General features: G+C 67.0%; 19 protein-coding genes. 5 read left to right on the plus strand and 14 right to left on the minus strand.

Annotated elements, in window-relative coordinates:
• Window positions 1–2: 2 nt before the first annotated feature.
• The gene (locus PQB87_RS37315) at window positions 3–347 is read right to left on the minus strand and encodes a zinc ribbon domain-containing protein YjdM (RefSeq protein WP_021158207.1); all 345 of its coding nucleotides are present in this window, start codon (window positions 345–347) and stop codon (window positions 3–5) included.
• 357 nt (window positions 348–704) lie between these two features.
• Between PQB87_RS37315 and PQB87_RS37320 the strand changes: the two genes are divergently transcribed.
• From PQB87_RS37320 to PQB87_RS37330, 3 genes are all read left to right on the plus strand, one after another.
• Window positions 705–968, plus strand: a complete 264-nt coding sequence (locus PQB87_RS37320) for an HPr family phosphocarrier protein (RefSeq protein ID WP_059687769.1) — start codon at window positions 705–707, stop codon at window positions 966–968.
• Between the two features lie 63 nt (window positions 969–1,031).
• The gene (locus PQB87_RS37325; RefSeq protein WP_021158205.1) at window positions 1,032–1,253 is read left to right on the plus strand and encodes a hypothetical protein; all 222 of its coding nucleotides are present in this window, start codon (window positions 1,032–1,034) and stop codon (window positions 1,251–1,253) included.
• 139 nt (window positions 1,254–1,392) lie between these two features.
• On the plus strand, window positions 1,393–1,935 hold the full coding sequence (locus PQB87_RS37330) for a carboxymuconolactone decarboxylase family protein (RefSeq protein WP_059492739.1): 543 nt from the start codon (window positions 1,393–1,395) through the stop codon (window positions 1,933–1,935).
• 280 nt (window positions 1,936–2,215) lie between these two features.
• Here PQB87_RS37330 and PQB87_RS37335 read toward each other — a convergent pair whose 3' ends face one another.
• Complete coding sequence (locus PQB87_RS37335; protein WP_301862238.1) at window positions 2,216–3,217, minus strand: cupin domain-containing protein; 1,002 nt, start codon at window positions 3,215–3,217, stop codon at window positions 2,216–2,218.
• A 391-nt stretch (window positions 3,218–3,608) separates the two neighbouring features.
• Between PQB87_RS37335 and PQB87_RS37340 the strand changes: the two genes are divergently transcribed.
• Window positions 3,609–4,148: a GNAT family N-acetyltransferase gene (locus tag PQB87_RS37340; RefSeq protein WP_048028920.1), complete on the plus strand. Its 540-nt coding sequence runs from the start codon at window positions 3,609–3,611 to the stop codon at window positions 4,146–4,148.
• 23 nt (window positions 4,149–4,171) lie between these two features.
• Here the strand turns inward: PQB87_RS37340 and PQB87_RS37345 are convergent, their stop codons facing one another.
• From PQB87_RS37345 to PQB87_RS37360, 4 genes are all read right to left on the minus strand, one after another.
• Window positions 4,172–4,393, minus strand: coding sequence for a hypothetical protein (locus PQB87_RS37345; protein WP_059693432.1), 222 nt, complete (start codon window positions 4,391–4,393; stop codon window positions 4,172–4,174).
• A gap of 35 nt (window positions 4,394–4,428) precedes the next feature.
• Window positions 4,429–4,797, minus strand: coding sequence for a hypothetical protein (locus PQB87_RS37350; RefSeq protein WP_111941005.1), 369 nt, complete (start codon window positions 4,795–4,797; stop codon window positions 4,429–4,431).
• Window positions 4,798–4,820: 23 nt separating this feature from the next.
• A complete protein-coding gene (locus PQB87_RS37355; RefSeq protein ID WP_301862235.1) occupies window positions 4,821–5,183 on the minus strand; it encodes a hypothetical protein in 363 nt (120 codons plus the stop codon).
• Window positions 5,184–5,246: 63 nt separating this feature from the next.
• Window positions 5,247–5,753 carry a low affinity iron permease family protein gene (locus tag PQB87_RS37360; protein WP_048028928.1) on the minus strand — a complete coding sequence of 169 codons (507 nt, stop codon included), beginning with the start codon at window positions 5,751–5,753 and terminating at the stop codon, window positions 5,247–5,249.
• Between the two features lie 672 nt (window positions 5,754–6,425).
• Here PQB87_RS37360 and PQB87_RS37365 point away from each other — a divergent pair.
• Entirely contained in the window at window positions 6,426–7,136 is a 711-nt protein-coding gene (locus tag PQB87_RS37365) for a response regulator (protein WP_021159138.1), read from the plus strand.
• A 69-nt stretch (window positions 7,137–7,205) separates the two neighbouring features.
• Here the strand turns inward: PQB87_RS37365 and PQB87_RS37370 are convergent, their stop codons facing one another.
• The 8 genes from PQB87_RS37370 to catA form a co-directional block, all read right to left on the minus strand.
• Window positions 7,206–8,384, minus strand: a complete 1,179-nt coding sequence (locus PQB87_RS37370) for a YVTN family beta-propeller repeat protein (RefSeq protein WP_489244427.1) — start codon at window positions 8,382–8,384, stop codon at window positions 7,206–7,208.
• Between the two features lie 61 nt (window positions 8,385–8,445).
• Window positions 8,446–9,258, minus strand: coding sequence for a creatininase family protein (locus PQB87_RS37375; RefSeq protein WP_489244429.1), 813 nt, complete (start codon window positions 9,256–9,258; stop codon window positions 8,446–8,448).
• A gap of 236 nt (window positions 9,259–9,494) precedes the next feature.
• Window positions 9,495–9,893, minus strand: coding sequence for a RidA family protein (locus tag PQB87_RS37380; protein ID WP_301862232.1), 399 nt, complete (start codon window positions 9,891–9,893; stop codon window positions 9,495–9,497).
• Window positions 9,894–10,003: 110 nt separating this feature from the next.
• Window positions 10,004–10,780, minus strand: a complete 777-nt coding sequence (benD, locus tag PQB87_RS37385; protein ID WP_301862231.1) for a benzoate diol dehydrogenase BenD — start codon at window positions 10,778–10,780, stop codon at window positions 10,004–10,006.
• Window positions 10,777–11,799 (minus strand): benzoate 1,2-dioxygenase electron transfer component BenC, encoded by a 1,023-nt coding sequence (benC, locus tag PQB87_RS37390; RefSeq protein WP_060219818.1) that lies wholly within the window; start codon window positions 11,797–11,799, stop codon window positions 10,777–10,779. Before benC ends, benD begins: the two co-directional genes overlap by 4 nt.
• A gap of 39 nt (window positions 11,800–11,838) precedes the next feature.
• On the minus strand, window positions 11,839–12,327 hold the full coding sequence (gene benB / locus PQB87_RS37395; RefSeq protein ID WP_489244431.1) for a benzoate 1,2-dioxygenase small subunit: 489 nt from the start codon (window positions 12,325–12,327) through the stop codon (window positions 11,839–11,841).
• A complete protein-coding gene (locus PQB87_RS37400) occupies window positions 12,324–13,682 on the minus strand; it encodes a Rieske 2Fe-2S domain-containing protein (protein WP_489244433.1) in 1,359 nt (452 codons plus the stop codon). Before PQB87_RS37400 ends, benB begins: the two co-directional genes overlap by 4 nt.
• Before the next feature lie 117 nt (window positions 13,683–13,799).
• Entirely contained in the window at window positions 13,800–14,744 is a 945-nt protein-coding gene (gene catA, locus PQB87_RS37405; RefSeq protein ID WP_489244435.1) for a catechol 1,2-dioxygenase, read from the minus strand.
• Window positions 14,745–14,795: the final 51 nt, after the last annotated feature.

Raw genomic sequence — 14,795 nt, forward strand, 5'->3', positions numbered from 1 at the left:
ACTCAGACCTTCTTCAGGTAGCAGGCCTTCAGCATGAAGCCGCCCATGTCGGTCTTGCAGTCGACCTCATGATCGCCGCCGACGAGCCGGATGCTCTTGACCTTGGTGCCCATCTTCAGCGTGATCGATGAGCCCTTCACGCGCAAGTCCTTGATCAGCACGACCGAATCGCCATCCGACAGCACGTTGCCGTTCGCGTCCTTGACGACGTCGCCGGCCGGCTCGTCACCGGTTTCGGCACCGGCACCGGCCGACCATTCATGGCCGCAGTCCGCGCATACGGTCAGCGTGCCGTCCGGGTAAGTGTTTTCCATCGCGCATTGCGGGCAGGCGGGGGCGGCGTTCATTGCAGCTTCCATTCAGGATGAGTTGGGTCGTCGATAAAAATGCCGGGCGCGCTGGCAGCGTCGCCCGGCCGGCCTGACGGCACGCGCCGACGGATCGGCGGACCGCCGTCGGCGCACACGGCATTATAATGCAATACACATATCTTGACCGCTGTATTATAATCACCGCTTTCGCGCCGTTCACCGGATTTGCAACCCGTTTCCCCGAGAATGCCGGCACATCCAAGCAGGATGCACACACCCCGGCCTCGCCGCCGGCTTCTCCGGGCTTCGCGCGAAAGCGTATTTCACGCGCGCCAGGCGCACCGCCGGCCTGGCACCGCACACCGATTCTCCGTTCAGAGGCTTTCCGACATCGTGGCAACCGTCGTGTACGTTGAAATCGGCCCCGCGTGGAACCGCAACCGCGGCGCCGCCGCACGAAAAGCAGCCGTCGACGCGGCGCGCGGCTTCGAAAGCGACATCCTGCTGATCGCGAACGGGATCAGCAGCAACGCAAAGGACAGCGCCGCCGTCGCAGCGCTGCAGGTGCACGGCGGCACGTCCGCGCAAGTGCTGGCCACCGGCCCCGACGAGGAGGCGGCGCTGCAGGCGCTGCTGCCCGTGCTGCAAGCGCGCTGATTCGCGCACCACCCGGCGTCACGGCATCCCGCCCACCCCGAATCCCCTTCTAACGAGGAAGCGATGAGCGACAACTTCACGTCCAACACCCCGAACCTGTCGGCCTCCGCCATCTGGGCGCTCGAGCGCCTCGCCGACGTCCGCTACGGGCGCGATGCGCCCGCGCTCGGCTGGTCGATCGCGCGGGAACTCGTCAGCGCGGGCTTCGTCAGCCATTCCGCACACGGCCGCTCCGGCGCGTCGATCACGGCCGAAGGGCGGACCTTCCTGAAAAGCCGGAAGTAGACCGCCGGCGGCGGCGAATCGACTTGATCCTTTTGAGCATCACAATGGCGATTTTGCGGCTTATGAGGATCGCCCTGCGCTTCTAAAGTGGAGTCACCCCGAACGAACGGGCGTCAACCTTCCGATCAAGGAGCCAGTCATGAGCCGCATCGCCATCCCCGCCATCGAAACCGCCACCGGCGCAACCGCCGACGTGTACGCACAAGTCCGCAAGGTCGCCGGCGGCACTGTCCCCAACCTGTTCGCCGCCGTCGGCCATCTCGCGCCGAACGCGCTCGCGGCCGTGCTCGACGCCGAAGGCGTGCTCGCCGGCGGCACGCTGACCCGGCAGGATCTCGAAACGATCAAGCTGCTCGTCAGCGCCGATACCGGGTGTGACTACTGCGTCGCCGCGCACAACCTGCTCGGCAAGATGACCGGCCTGTCGGCCGACGCACTGCGCGCGATCCGTTCGCGCGAGCCGAACACCGGCGACGCGAAGCGCGACGCACTGATCCGTTTCGTGCTGAACCTGCAACGGACGAGCGGCACGATCACCGACGACGAATTCGCGGCGATCCGCGAAGCCGGCTACACGGACACGCAACTCGCGGAAATCTCGCTCGCGATCGCGCTGACGATCTTCACCAACACGTTCAACCGCATCAACGACACGGTCGTCGATTTCCCGCCTGTGAAGTAAGTCGCGCGGCTGCGAGAGCATCGGGACAGCATGCGGTGCCGCTGCCGCTGCCGTTTCGATCGCGCCCGTCGCCGGCTCCATTGCTGCGGCGGGCGTGCCGCCCGGATGACGGCCACGGCGCTGCCTGGGGGATCGGAAAACCTGAAGTGCCGCGCTGCCGCCGAGTGGTTCGTCGAGCCGGACAACCGTAGCGATGCGCCCGGCATCGAACCGTGCGCCGACATCTGGCCGATCCGTCTGCGATTGCATCGAACCGCAGCAGGCGCCGCCTCCTTCGCATTTACTCCGCATCGCCGGCCACGCCGTCGTCCGATGCCGCCGCATCGCGCGGACCACCGAACGACTGGCGCCGCCATTCACCTGGCGTCATCCCCGCCCAGCGCGTGAACACGCGTCGAAACGCAGCCACCGACTGATAACCGACGTCGGCCGACACGGCCTCCGCGCTGGCCGACGGCCGGCGCAGCGCATTCGCGGCGAGGCTCATCCGGATATCCGTCAGCAGATCGGCGGCCGAGTGCCCGAGTTTCGACTGGAAATGACGCATGAAGGTCGCGCGCGACATGCTGCACAGCGCGGCCAGTTCGGGCAGCGTCCACGGCCTTGCCGGATCGTCGAGCATCGCGACGATCGCGGGCGCGAGGCGCGGCTGGCCGGCCAGCGCCAGCAGGCCGGTCGGCGCCTGCCCCGATTCGCTGATCGCGCGCAGCGCGAGCGCGAACAGCGCCGCCGACAGCGCGTCGAGGATCGCGAGACCGCCGAGTTGCTGCTCGAGCGATTCCGCGCGCATCAGCTCCACGAGGGCGGTCAGCCGCGCGGTGGCGGCCAGCGCGTCCGCCGTGCGGCTGTCCGCCACCGCGCGCACGACGAGATCGGCCGGCAGGTGGCGCCGGATCAGCCGGTCGTGCGGCGGCGTGACCACGAAACGTCCGCACAGCATGTCCAGCCGCTCGCCGGTGCCCGCGTTCTCACCGATGAAGACGTGACCGCCGGGCCGCTTGACCGCCGGCACCGGCGGCAACCCGCTGCCGTCGTGGAGCACATGCGGGGAACCGTGCGGCAACAGCACGAGATCGCCGCCGCCGAGTTCGCGCACGGAGCCGTCGTCGGGATTCTCGAGGATCGCGCGGCCGCGCAGCACCACGTGATACGGGATCTCGCACGCAGGCGATCGTTCATACGTGACCGCCCACGGCGCGCCGAACGCGCAGCGGATTTCGAGCTTCCCGGTGACCGTGACGAGCGCCATGAAGCGGCTCAGCCAGTCGGATTCGAGTGTCATGTCGAGAGGTGAACGCACATCGGAAGTGCGGCGTGCGCCGCATGAAAGTCCGATTATCGCGCGGTCAGCCGCTGCAATCGCGCACGTTTCCGGTTCGACGCCGTCGATGCACCGGCGTCACTCGCGGCCGCCGGAGGCCGCCGGACGCGACGCCCGACGCGACGCCCGACGCGACAAGGGTTTTGCTATCATTCCCGCGCCCTGTCTTGCCGAAATGGACCTGCCCGCTCGCAGCGTGCCGCGCTCGCGTACCGCCGATCACACGCCGCCGCTCACCGACCAACACCGCCACCCGACCTGCCGGCGAGCGCGTGAACGGGCCCCGACCAGCGCGGCATCGACGTGCGACGGCCCGGCCGTCCCATGCCCCCCCTTCTTTCCGGAAACCACGATGCCGCCAGTCTCGTCCCCGCCCGTTCTCGACACGCCGCGCCTCATCCTCGAAGGCCATCCGCTCGGCGACTTCGATGCGCTCGCCACGATGTGGGCCGAACCCAAGGTCGTCGAACACATCTTCAACGGCGAGCCGTCCGCGCCGCGCGACTCGTGGATGCGCATGCTCGCGTATCGCGGGCTGTGGCCGCTGCTGGGTTATGGCTACTGGGCGATTCGCGAGAAGGCGTCGGGCCGCTATGTCGGCGACCTCGGCTTCGCCGATTTCCACCGGCTCATCGAGCCGTCGATTCGCGGTGTGCCGGAAGCCGGCTGGGCCCTCGCGACGTGGGCGCACGGCAAGGGCTACGCGACCGAGGCGCTCGCGGCCGCGCTTGCCTGGCTCGACGGACAGCAGCGGTTCGAGCGCAGCGTATGCGTGATCAAGCCGACCAACGTTGCATCGATTCGCGTCGCGGAGAAGGCGGGTTATGGCGAGCCGCAGCGTATCCGCTTCAACGACGCCGATTCGTTGCTGTTTTCGCGCAAGCGCCGTTAGGCGAGCGTGGTCCGTCGGTCACGTCAGTCAGCGGCCGGTTCGTAAAAGCGCAGGAAGAGGCCGTTGTCCATCGGCCAGCAGTTCCCGCTTTCGTCGAGCAGAATCCAGTCGCCCGGCTTCACCGGACGCCAGCCTTCCGGCGTCGCGACTGCCCACGTGTCGTGGCGCCGCGCCACCCGGTCATGGTCGCCATCGACGAACCATCGTGTGGCATCGACGTAGGCGGTACGTTTTCTGAATCTCATCCTGCCACCCAAGAAAGCGGATATCTGCATCGCGCTCAATGACGAAGCGCGAATCGCGTGTCGGCGCGGGACGCACATCGCGATGCCGCAGCGTCCGCGTCGAGCGCGCGCTGCCCGGCCTTCAACGCATGCGTCGCCGCCCGCGTGTCGTGCAACGCCGCCCAGCCCTCGGCGACGAGCGCCTGCAACGTGTCGCGTGCGACGATGGAGATCCGGACATCGGTCTCCTGCATTCTCCCGAGCGCCGACATGACCTCGTCCGGCTGATCGGGCGCCAGCGCAAGCACGAACCGCGAACGCGTCTCGGCGGCGCGGACGGCCTCGGCCCAGTCGGCCCGCGCCACCGCGGCTTCGATCGCGTTCGTGAGCGCTTCGAGACTCTGCACGACTTGCCACGGCATCATGTCGCCTTCCCGTCAGTTGCCTGTCACCGTCCGCATGGCGGACGAAATCGCGGCGCATCATGCGCGCGCATCAGGAAGCGAAATTGTAGGGAACGATACTCGGCGACATCGGTAATATTTTGTAATGAAATGTCGAGTAACCTTGCCCGGCGGGGGATCGACTCGCTCAGGCGGCGTTCGAGACGGTGGAATTCCTCGAACGTTTTTGCCGGAAGCATGCCCGACTGCACACCGTCGGCAGCGCCGTTGCCGGACATCGCGTCGAAACGCTTCGGCCGCACGCGCGTGCGGGATGCCGCCCGCTTCGCGCGTTCCGTCCGGCAGCGGACGGCACGCCACGATGCGCTCATCGCGCGAATGCCGCGCTGCATGAACAGAAATGACAAGCGGTTGAAAAATCGTCCGCCGGCCGCGAGCCGATCGTGTGCAGCCGTGCAGCGACACGTCCGTCAGGATTCCGGCGAAGGTTCCGCCGGCTCGCGATCGCCATCCGGATTACCGTCCCCGGCCGCCACCCGCTTCGCCATGTCGAGGTAGGTCTGCGCCATCGCGCGCAACTCCTCCTCCGACGCGTCCTCGATCCCGATCAGCCGGTCGCTCGCCGCGTGCGTGACGGCCACGAGTTCGTCGAGCTTCAGGTGCATCGCGACACTGTCGCGGTTCTGGTTTCGCTGCAGCAGGAACACCATCAGGAACGTGACGATCGTCGTCCCGGTATTGATGACGAGCTGCCATGCATCCGAATAGTGGAAAAGCGGGCCGGTGACGAGCCACAGCGCCGTGATGGCAACCGCGCTGCCGAACGCGACCGGCGAGCCGGCCCACACGGTCACGTGCGACGCGAAGCGTTCGAACGCGCGCGTGACGGGGTGCCTGACCGTGACGGCCCGGGGATCGGTCGCGGCCCGGCCGCCCGGGCCCGTCCTGGCGCGGGATGGATCGTTCGATTCACGCATGGCGCCTCCCGGATACGAATGTCGATATCGGCGCACGCGCGAGCCCGCCGTGCGCAACGGCATGCGGTTCCGCACCCGCAGGCGGGCGCCGCCCAAACCCGAGCAACGTGCGTGCCCGACGGTCGCGCCCGCGCATCGCCATCGGTGGTCGGGCATGTACGCGGCGCGTGGGGCAATCGCGCGGCACCGGTGTCCGAGCAGGAGGTGAGGCGATTGCGCAAGGCGATCCGACGGTAGCGCGAAGGCAGTCTGCCGCGCCGATCTGGCGTGCCGCACGCCATCCGTCAGGTAATATTTTGTAATGATATGTAGAGCAATCTTTACCGGTTTTGCTCTGGCACGCGTGCGCGATGCCCGCACGCGCGGCGCTTTCGCAAACGTTTCCGCACGAACCACCTCCCGCCCGGTATTTCAGCCGGTTGCACGCCGGATACCGCTCCGAACGTGTTTACGCGTACATCGCGTCGTTCGACTAAACACGACACCGCCCCTTCGTGCGTTCGCGTTCCTGCAACGCGGCGACGCCCCGCCTGCGGCGAGACTCACCGAACGATGCAGATTTCGCCACATTCTGCCGGAATGTTTCTCAGTATCATGCGCGTCTCTTCGGCTTCCCATGTTCGGACGGGCCTGAGCGCTCGCCACTTTCCCGTTTCGCCCCCTCGTTTAGCGATGCCCATCCGAATCCTGCTCGTCGAAGACGACGTCCCATTGTCCTCGCTGATCGCAGACTATCTGCGCATGCATCAGTACGAGGTGGACACGCTGTTCGACGGCACCGACGCCGTGTCCACGATCGTCGCGCGCCGCCCCGACCTGGTGCTGCTCGACATCAACCTGCCGGGCAAGGACGGCTTCGAGATCTGCCGCGACGCACGCATGCAGTACGACGGCATCGTCATCATGATGACGGCCCGCAACGAGCAGTTCGACGAGTTGCTCGGCCTGGAATTCGGCGCGGACGACTTTCTCCGCAAGCCGGTCGAGCCGCGCATCCTGCTCGCGCGGATCAAGGCCCACCTGCGACGGATGCGCTTGCGCCCGGTCGACGGCGCACCGGCATCGCCGCAGCGATTCGAGTTCGGCAAGTTTTCGATCGACCGGGCGGATCGCAAGATTCGCCTTCCCGACGGCAGCGCGCCGCGCCTGACCTCGACCGAATTCGACCTGCTGTGGGCCCTCGTCTGCCGCGCCGGCGAGGTGGTCAGCCGGGAAGACCTGACGCAGCTGTTACGCGGAATCGAGTTCGACGGCTTCGACCGCTCGATCGACGGCCGCATCTCCAAGCTGCGCCGCAAGCTGCGCGACGACCTGACGGAACCGAAGCGCATCAAGACGATCCGCTGCAAGGGCTATCAGTTCAGCAAGCACGCGTGGGAGTGACGTGCCGCAGCGCGTGCGCGCTGTCGTGGCACGCGAACGCACGAACGGGCGCCCTGTCCGTCCGCCGCCCTACCGCATGTTGCCGGTATGGCCCAGCGAATAGCGCCCCGGTTGCGGCCACACCGTCAGGCCGTGCGGCTCCATGCCGACGGGAATCGATCGAACCGCGCCGCTCGTGGTGTCGATCGCGTAGACGACGTCATCGAAGCGGCCCGACAGCCACAGCGTCTTGCCGTCCGCGCTGACGTTGCCCATGTCGGGGCTGCCGCCGCCGGGGATCGGCCAGGTCGCGACCACCTTGCGCGTCGCGAAGTCGAGCACCGAAACGCTGCCCTTGCCGTGGCGCGGCCCGTGGACGAGATTGGAGCCGCGATTCGCGATATAGAGCTTCGTGCCGTCGCGGCTCGGATACAGCCCGTGGGTACCGACGCCGGTCGGGATGAAACCGGCCTTCGCGAAGCGGTCGCCGTCGACGACGTATATGCCGTCCGCCATCATGTCGGCGACATAGAACAGCTTGCCGTCCGGCGCCACGCGGATGTCCTGCGGCATCCCTTTCCGGTCGAGTTCGAGGTAGCCGAGCACCTTGCGATTCACCAGGTCGATCTTCGCGAGCTTGCCGCCGAACTCGCACGTGAAGAGCGCATACCGGCCGTCGATCGAGAAGTCCGCATGGTTGATGCCCTTGCATTGCGGCACCTCGAGGCTCGATTTCAGCGCCATCGTGCCCGGGTCGTGGAAGTCGAGCCGCGCATGCGCCTCGGCCACGACGATCGCCTCCTTGCCGTCGGGCGTGAAATACATGTTGTACGGATCGTCGACGCGCACTGCCGGGCCGGGCTTGCCCGTCTTCGGATCGATCGGCGTCAGGCTGCCGTCGGTGCGCCCTTCCGCATTGTTGGCGACCCACAGCGTCCGCAGGTTCCACGCCGGCACGACGTGCTGCGGGCTGCGGCCGACGGCAAACCGGTCGACGACCTTGTACGTGGCCGGGTCGATCACGTAGACGTCGTTCGATCGCAGGTTCGGCACATAGATGCGCGGCAGCGCGCCCGCCACCGCCGCGCTCATGCGACCGGCCCGTGCCTCGCCGTACAGGTTGTCGGGGTTGATCACGGGCGGCATGCCGGGTACGGCCGCGACGGCGGACGCCGCGATCGCACCCTGGGCGCAAAAGCCGGCCAGCGCAGCCGCGACGACGATCGCGGGACGGGGGAAGCGGATGTGACGGCGAAGGCGCGGTTGCATGACGATGTCCCGGTTCGATGGCATGGAACGACGGCAAAGGCGACGCAATGGCGCCGCGGCGTCAGCGGCCGGCGGTTTCCTTTCTGATCGCGTCGACGGTGCGCGACACGATCGCGTCGGTGCCCAGCCTGCCGAGTTCGACGCTCGCATGGCGCGGATCGCCGCCGTAAACGCCGTCGACGGCGCCCGGCTTCGCGGCGTTGCGCAGCTTGTCGACCCTGACCATGCCCGGCGCGACCGCCAGCAGCAGCGACGTATCGGCCAGCCCCGCGTGCGTGCCGATGTCCGCCGCCGGCACACCGTGCTCGCGCAGGAGCCGGTCGTAACCGTCGGAGCTGGTGCCGTAATACTCGGCCGGCACGAACGCGCGCGCGCCCGTGCCGGCCCACGACTTGTTCAGCCGCGCGACCGACTGCCGGATGTCGTTCTGGTAGCCGCCGTGATCGCCGAGGAACACGATGTTCGTGAAGCCGTGGACCCGGAAGCTGTTGGCGGCGGACTCGAGGGTCTTTTCGAAGACGTCGTCGGGCACGGTGATCGTGCCGGGAAAGCGCATGTGCGACGTCGGCGGCGCATAACCGCCCTCGGGCACATAGGCGATGACGGGGGCGACGATCGCGTTGCCGAGGCCTTGCGCGATCCGCTCGGACAGTACCGCGACCCGCGCATTGTGCTTGCCCAGCGCGACGTACGGCCCGCTTTGCTCGGTTGCGCCGACCGGAATCAGGATGGTGGTCTTGCCGGCCCGGATGCTGTCGCGCAGCTCGGTCCAGGTCATGTCTTCGAGCCGCACCGTGGTGGGCGCCTGGGCGAGCGCGGCTTGCGCGACGGTGAAAGCGAAGGCGGCGAAGACGGCGCGTGGCAGGCATTTCATCGCGGATTCTCGACGGAAGGAAAGAGATGACGCTGCGTTCCCTCGCACCATAAACGAACTCGCGCGACTTGTCGCCGACCGCGGCGCAACGACGCACGCCCGACGTCGCGAGAAAGCATTTCGTCAGGATTGACCGGTGGATCGCGAAGTCTCTCGTTCCGTGCCGGCACGCGGCGAGTCGGGTCGATTCGATGCGTGGGCCACGTCGCCTCGTGCCGGCCTCCCGCCCACACGCGTCACGCCGTCAACACGGCCACCGCCTTGATCTCGACGATATAACCGGGCGCGCCGCCCAGCATGTGCGCACCGACCGCCGTCCATGCCGGCTTCGGGTGTGCATCGAGGTAGCGGTCGCGCACCTGCATGAACAACGGCAGGTCGCGCATGTCGGTATGGAAGGTCGTCAGGTCGACCACGTCGCTGAACGATGCACCCGCCGCGTTCAGTACCTGCTTCAGATTCTCGAACGCCTGCACGATCTGTGCTTCACGATCCTCGACGAGCTGCATCGCCGCATCGCGGCCGATCTGGCCGGATACGTACAGCGTATCGCCGACCTTCAGGCCGGGCGCATAGCCGATCTTCTCGTACACCGCTTCCATTCCCGCCGGAACGATGGCTTTACGATCACGCATGGGAGTCTCCGTGGCCGGCGTCTTCGCGCCGGCCGGTTGGTGGGTGGATAGGTGGATGGGTTGTCGACGAACATCCTGAACACGTGCCAGGCGGCGCGACGACGCGCGGCTCAACCCGTATCGCCGCCCGCGACCGGCAGCACCGTGCCGGTGATGTAGCTCGCCTCGTCGGATGCGAGGAACAGGATCGGCGCGATCTGCTCGTCGAGGCTGCCGTAGCGTTTGAGATACGTCGACTCCGTGACCTGGCGCACGGCTTCGCCCATCCATGCCTGTTCCCGTTCGCTGTCGCCGGCCGCATTGCGCGGCACGCGGCGCGGCGGTGCGCTGGTGCCGCCCGGCGCGGTGGCCACGACCCGGATGTTGTGTTCCGCATATTCCATCGCGAGCGCCGACGTCAGCGCATTGACGCCGCCTTTCGCCGCCGAGTACGGCACGCGGCGAATCCCGCGCGTCGCGTTCGACGAGATGTTGACGATCGTGCCGCCGCCGCGCGCGAGCAGGTGCGGCAGCACCGCATGACACGTATAGAGCGTCGGCATCAGCGAACGGCGGATTTCCGCGTCGATCTGCGCGGGCTCAAATTCGGCGAACGGCCGCATGCGGATCGCGCCGCCCACGCCGTTGATCAGGATGTCGATGCCGCCGAACGTCTGCGCCGCGTGCGCGATCGCCGCATGCGCGCCGTCGTAGGTTTCGAGATCCGCGACGAACCCGGCCGTCTCGCCGCCCGTCGCTTCGGCCGCGACCTCGGCGACGAAATCCGCGCGATCGACGAACAGCACCCTGCCGCCTTCGGCCGCCGCGCGCAGCGCGACGCCGCGGCCGATGCCCTGCGCGGCACCCGTGACGACGATGACCTTGCCTGAGAATCGTTGCATGATCATGCCGCCTTTGCCGTGACGTTGGGGGTGAACTTCTCGTAGTGGAAGCTGTTCGGCTTCACGCCTTCGTCGTCGAAATACTTGCGCACCGCGTCGACCATCGGCGGCGGGCCGCACAGATACACGTCGACGTCGCCGTCGTTCAGCGCATCGGCCGGGATGTGCTGGGTGACCCAGCCCTTGCGCGGATGGCTCGACGCCGCGTCGGCCACGACCGTCGCGAAGCTGAAGTTCGGCAGCTTCGCCGCATACGCTTCGATCGCATCGACGAGCACGAGGTCGAGATCGCGCGTCACGCCGTAGATCAGGTGCACCTTCTGCTGCGAACCGCTGCGCGCGAGCACCTCGAGCATCGACAGGAACGGCGCGAGCCCCGTGCCGCCGGCCAGGAACAGCAGCGGCCGCTGCACGTCGCGCAGGTAGAAGCTGCCGAGCGGCCCGTGCAGTTCGAGCGTGTCGCCGGGCCGCGCCGATTCGAGCCACGTGCTCATCACGCCGCCGGGGATCTTCTTGATCAGGAAGCTGACCTTCGCATCGGCCGGCGCCGACGAGAACGAATACGAACGGTGCTGGCCGCTCGCCGGCACGTCGATGTTCACGTACTGGCCCGGCAGGAACACGGGCGCGGCCGCGCCGACGTCGAGTTCGAGCACGACGGCCGCATCGTTGTGCTGCTCGACCTTCGTCACCGTGGCCGCGAACCCGCTCTGGCCCGTCTTGCACGCGACCGACGACGTCGGCACCGCGATCACGCAATCGCTTTGCGGCACCATCTGGCACGTCAGCACGAGGCCGCCGTCCTTTTCGTCTTCGGTGAGCGCGTCGTCGATGTAGTCGTCGCCGAGATCGTAGCGGCCGCTTTCGGCGCGGCACTTGCAGGTGCCGCACACGCCGTCGGAGCAATCCATCGGCAGGTTGATCTTCGCGCGGAAGGCCGCGTCGAGAACCTTCTCGCCGGCCTTGCAGTCGATGAAGCGGGTTACCCCGTCCTCGAAGTTCAGTGCAATCTTGTAGCTGGACATGGCGTCACCTCCACTTCCTTTCATGACAAAACAACAGCGTCAGACGTGATAGACGTCGAGCACCTGCCGGATGTAGTCGTTCTTCAGCACGATCTTCTTGTACGAGATCAGCAGCTCATCGCCCGCCTTGCGCAACGTGACGAACATCGTGCCGAAAAAGTGATCGGTCACGCGGTAGCGGTGGTTCAGCGTGTGAAAGTTGTAGCGCACGTCCACTTCGTTCTCGCGTTCGGCCAGCACCTCGACGTTCGTCACGTTGTGGCTGGTGCGCGGCTCGGGCGTCGATGCGCCGCTGCGCTCGGTCTTGATCCGGAACACGCGATCCTCGAGGCCGCCGCGGTCCGCGTAATACATCAGCGAGATCTGGCTTTGCGGATCGTCGGTCGGCCGGTCGTCGTCGTCCCACGCGGGCATCCAGTACGTGACGTCCTCCGTGTAGCAGGTCAGCCACTCGTCCCACCGGCGATCGTCGAGCAGGCGCGCTTCGCGATACAGCGCGGCGCAAAGGGTCCGGTAATCGAAGCTCATGCTGCCACCTCCCCGCGTTCCTTCTTCAGCGCATCGCGCATCACGTTCACCCAGTGTTCGTGCTGGCATACGAACAGCCCTTCGTCCTCGCTGCGCTCGCCGGACATGCGCGGGTTCAGCCCCATCTTCCTCGCGTTCTCGTCGGGCCCGTCGACCCACAGCGGCGCGCCGCGCGACAGGTCGTTCCACATCGCCGTGATGCCCGCATAACCGGCCTGGCACGCGCGAAACTCCTCGAGATCGTCGGCGGTGCCCATGCCCGTCACGTTGAAGAAATCCTCGTACTGGCGGATGCGGGTCGTGCGGTCGGCTTCGCTCTCGCCCTTCGGCGCGAAGCAGAAGATGCTGACCTCGGTCTTGTCGACGCCGAGCGGCCGCACCACGCGGATCTGCGTGCTGAACTGGTCCATCAGGAACACGTTCGGGTACACGCACAGGTTGCGCGTCTGGTTGACGATGAAGTCGGCCTGCACGTCGCCGACGCGCGCCTTGATTTCATCGCGATGCTGGTACACGGGCCGCACTTCCGGGTTCATCGTCTTCGTCCACAGCAGGATGTGGCCGTTGTCGAAGCCGTACACGCCCGCGACCGACTTGCTCCAGCTGTTCGCGTCGACGGCCTTGGTGCCGTCTTCCTTGCGGCGGCCCATCGTCGCCGCGTAGTTCCAGTGCACGGTGCTGACGTGGTAGCCGTCGCAGCCGTTCTCCATCTGCATCTTCCAGTTGCCTTCGTAGATGTAGGAGGAGTTGCCGCGCAGCACCTCGAGCCCGTTCGGCGCCTGGTCGACGATCTGGTCGATGATCACGCGCGCCTCGCCGAGGTAGTCCTCGAGCGGCAGCACGTCGGCGCCGAGGCTGCCGAACAGGAAGCCGCGATAGTTCGCGAAGCGCGCCACCTTCTTCAGGTCGTGCGAACCGTGCGTGTTGAACTGCACCGGGTATTCCGTCGTCTTCTCGTCCTTCACCTTCAGCAGCTTGCCGGTGTTCGAGAACGTCCAGCCGTGGAACGGGCACGTGAAGCTGCCCTTGTTGCCGTGCTTGCGGCGGCACAGCATCGCGCCCTTGTGCGCGCAGGCATTGATGACCGCGTGCAGCTCGCCGGTCTTGTCGCGCGTGATCACGATCGGCTGGCGGCCGATCCACGTCGTGTAGTAATCGTTGTTGTCGGGAATCTGGCTTTCGTGCGCCAGGTACACCCAGTTGCTTTCGAAGATGTGCTTCATCTCCAGCTCGTACAGCTCGGCGTTCGTGAAGATGTCGCGGCGGCAACGGAATACGCCGGCCTCCTTGTCGTCCTGCACGGCGGTGGCGAGCAGGTGATCCAGGTCGTTGGCCTGGTCGATCGTGGCGGACATGATGGCTCCTCCCATGCGCGTGCCGCGTCCTGCAAGCACGCTCGCATCGGTAATCGGTTGAATCTCGCGGGAACCCGGCCGGCGGCGGCGCCTGCGCGCCGCCGTGCCGTCGGGCGGTTATGCCGTGGCGGAAGCGCGCAGGCGTTCGACGATCTGGTTGTCCTTGCCCTCGACGCGCGGCGTCAGGACGAAGTCGAACTCGATGTCCTGGTACGCGTCGGCCTTCAGGCCGAGCGCGGCGCCGCCGGTCTTGCCGGTGACGGGCGGGATCAGCTCCTCGCGGGTCGCATACGCGAAGTCATCCCAGATCAGCGGGTCGCCGTCGATGTTGAACTGGGTCGTCAGCTTGCGGTGGCCGTCGCTGGTCACGAAGAAGTGCACGTGCGCCGGGCGGTTGCCGTGGCGGCCGAGGCTGTCCAGCAGCTGCTGCGTCGCGCCCTGCGGCGGGCAGCCGTAGCCGACCGGCATCAGCGTGCGGAATTCATACTTGCCGTCGGCGCCCGTCTTCACTGCGCCGCGCAGGTTGAAGTCGCTCTGCTTGCCGGTCGGGTCGAAGTGCGAGTAGAAGCCGTGCGAGTTCGCATGCCAGCACTCGACCACCGCGCCGGCCACCGGCTTGCCGTCGACACCGGTGACCGTGCCGTGGATCACGAGCGGGCCCGCGCCGTCGTCCGCATCGAGGTCGATCTTCGCGACGCCGTCGCGCACCGGTGCGCCGGCGACGTACAGCGGCCCTTCGATCGTGCGCGGCGTGCCGCCGTCGAGGCCGAGCGCTTCGTCCTCGGCGTCCATCCGGATGTCGAGAAACTTCTCGAGGCCGAGGCCGGCCGCGAGCAGCGCCGCTTCGCCGTCCTGGCCGAGCTTGTTCAGGTAGTTCACGCCGGCCCACACTTCGTCGGGCGTGATGTCGAGATCGTCGATCGCCTTGAACAGGTCGCCGAGCAGCCGCAGCACGACCTGCTGCGTGCGCGCGTTGCCGCCCTTCGGGTTGTCCGCGCCCGCGTTCGACGCGGCCTTCAGCAGATCCTGCACTTCCCGGGTTTCGAAAACTTTGACGCTCATGATGGTGTCTCCACGTGTATTTGGGGGGAATGACGGCTGTGCGTGACTCGG

Source organism: Burkholderia sp. KL41, from assembly GCF_057005415.2.

Coding starts and splice junctions, on each gene's coding strand:
- PQB87_RS37315 (WP_021158207.1), bottom strand. CDS start 347: ATGAACGCCGCCCCCGCCTGCCCGCAATGCGCGATGGAAAACACTTAC.
- PQB87_RS37325 (WP_021158205.1), top strand. CDS start 1,032: ATGAGCGACAACTTCACGTCCAACACCCCGAACCTGTCGGCCTCCGCC.
- PQB87_RS37330 (WP_059492739.1), top strand. CDS start 1,393: ATGAGCCGCATCGCCATCCCCGCCATCGAAACCGCCACCGGCGCAACC.
- PQB87_RS37335 (WP_301862238.1), bottom strand. CDS start 3,217: ATGACACTCGAATCCGACTGGCTGAGCCGCTTCATGGCGCTCGTCACG.
- PQB87_RS37340 (WP_048028920.1), top strand. CDS start 3,609: ATGCCGCCAGTCTCGTCCCCGCCCGTTCTCGACACGCCGCGCCTCATC.
- PQB87_RS37345 (WP_059693432.1), bottom strand. CDS start 4,393: ATGAGATTCAGAAAACGTACCGCCTACGTCGATGCCACACGATGGTTC.
- PQB87_RS37350 (WP_111941005.1), bottom strand. CDS start 4,797: ATGATGCCGTGGCAAGTCGTGCAGAGTCTCGAAGCGCTCACGAACGCG.
- PQB87_RS37360 (WP_048028928.1), bottom strand. CDS start 5,753: ATGCGTGAATCGAACGATCCATCCCGCGCCAGGACGGGCCCGGGCGGC.
- PQB87_RS37365 (WP_021159138.1), top strand. CDS start 6,426: ATGCCCATCCGAATCCTGCTCGTCGAAGACGACGTCCCATTGTCCTCG.
- PQB87_RS37370 (WP_489244427.1), bottom strand. CDS start 8,384: ATGCAACCGCGCCTTCGCCGTCACATCCGCTTCCCCCGTCCCGCGATC.
- PQB87_RS37375 (WP_489244429.1), bottom strand. CDS start 9,258: ATGAAATGCCTGCCACGCGCCGTCTTCGCCGCCTTCGCTTTCACCGTC.
- PQB87_RS37380 (WP_301862232.1), bottom strand. CDS start 9,893: ATGCGTGATCGTAAAGCCATCGTTCCGGCGGGAATGGAAGCGGTGTAC.
- benD (WP_301862231.1), bottom strand. CDS start 10,780: ATGATCATGCAACGATTCTCAGGCAAGGTCATCGTCGTCACGGGTGCC.
- benC (WP_060219818.1), bottom strand. CDS start 11,799: ATGTCCAGCTACAAGATTGCACTGAACTTCGAGGACGGGGTAACCCGC.
- benB (WP_489244431.1), bottom strand. CDS start 12,327: ATGAGCTTCGATTACCGGACCCTTTGCGCCGCGCTGTATCGCGAAGCG.
- PQB87_RS37400 (WP_489244433.1), bottom strand. CDS start 13,682: ATGTCCGCCACGATCGACCAGGCCAACGACCTGGATCACCTGCTCGCC.
- catA (WP_489244435.1), bottom strand. CDS start 14,744: ATGAGCGTCAAAGTTTTCGAAACCCGGGAAGTGCAGGATCTGCTGAAG.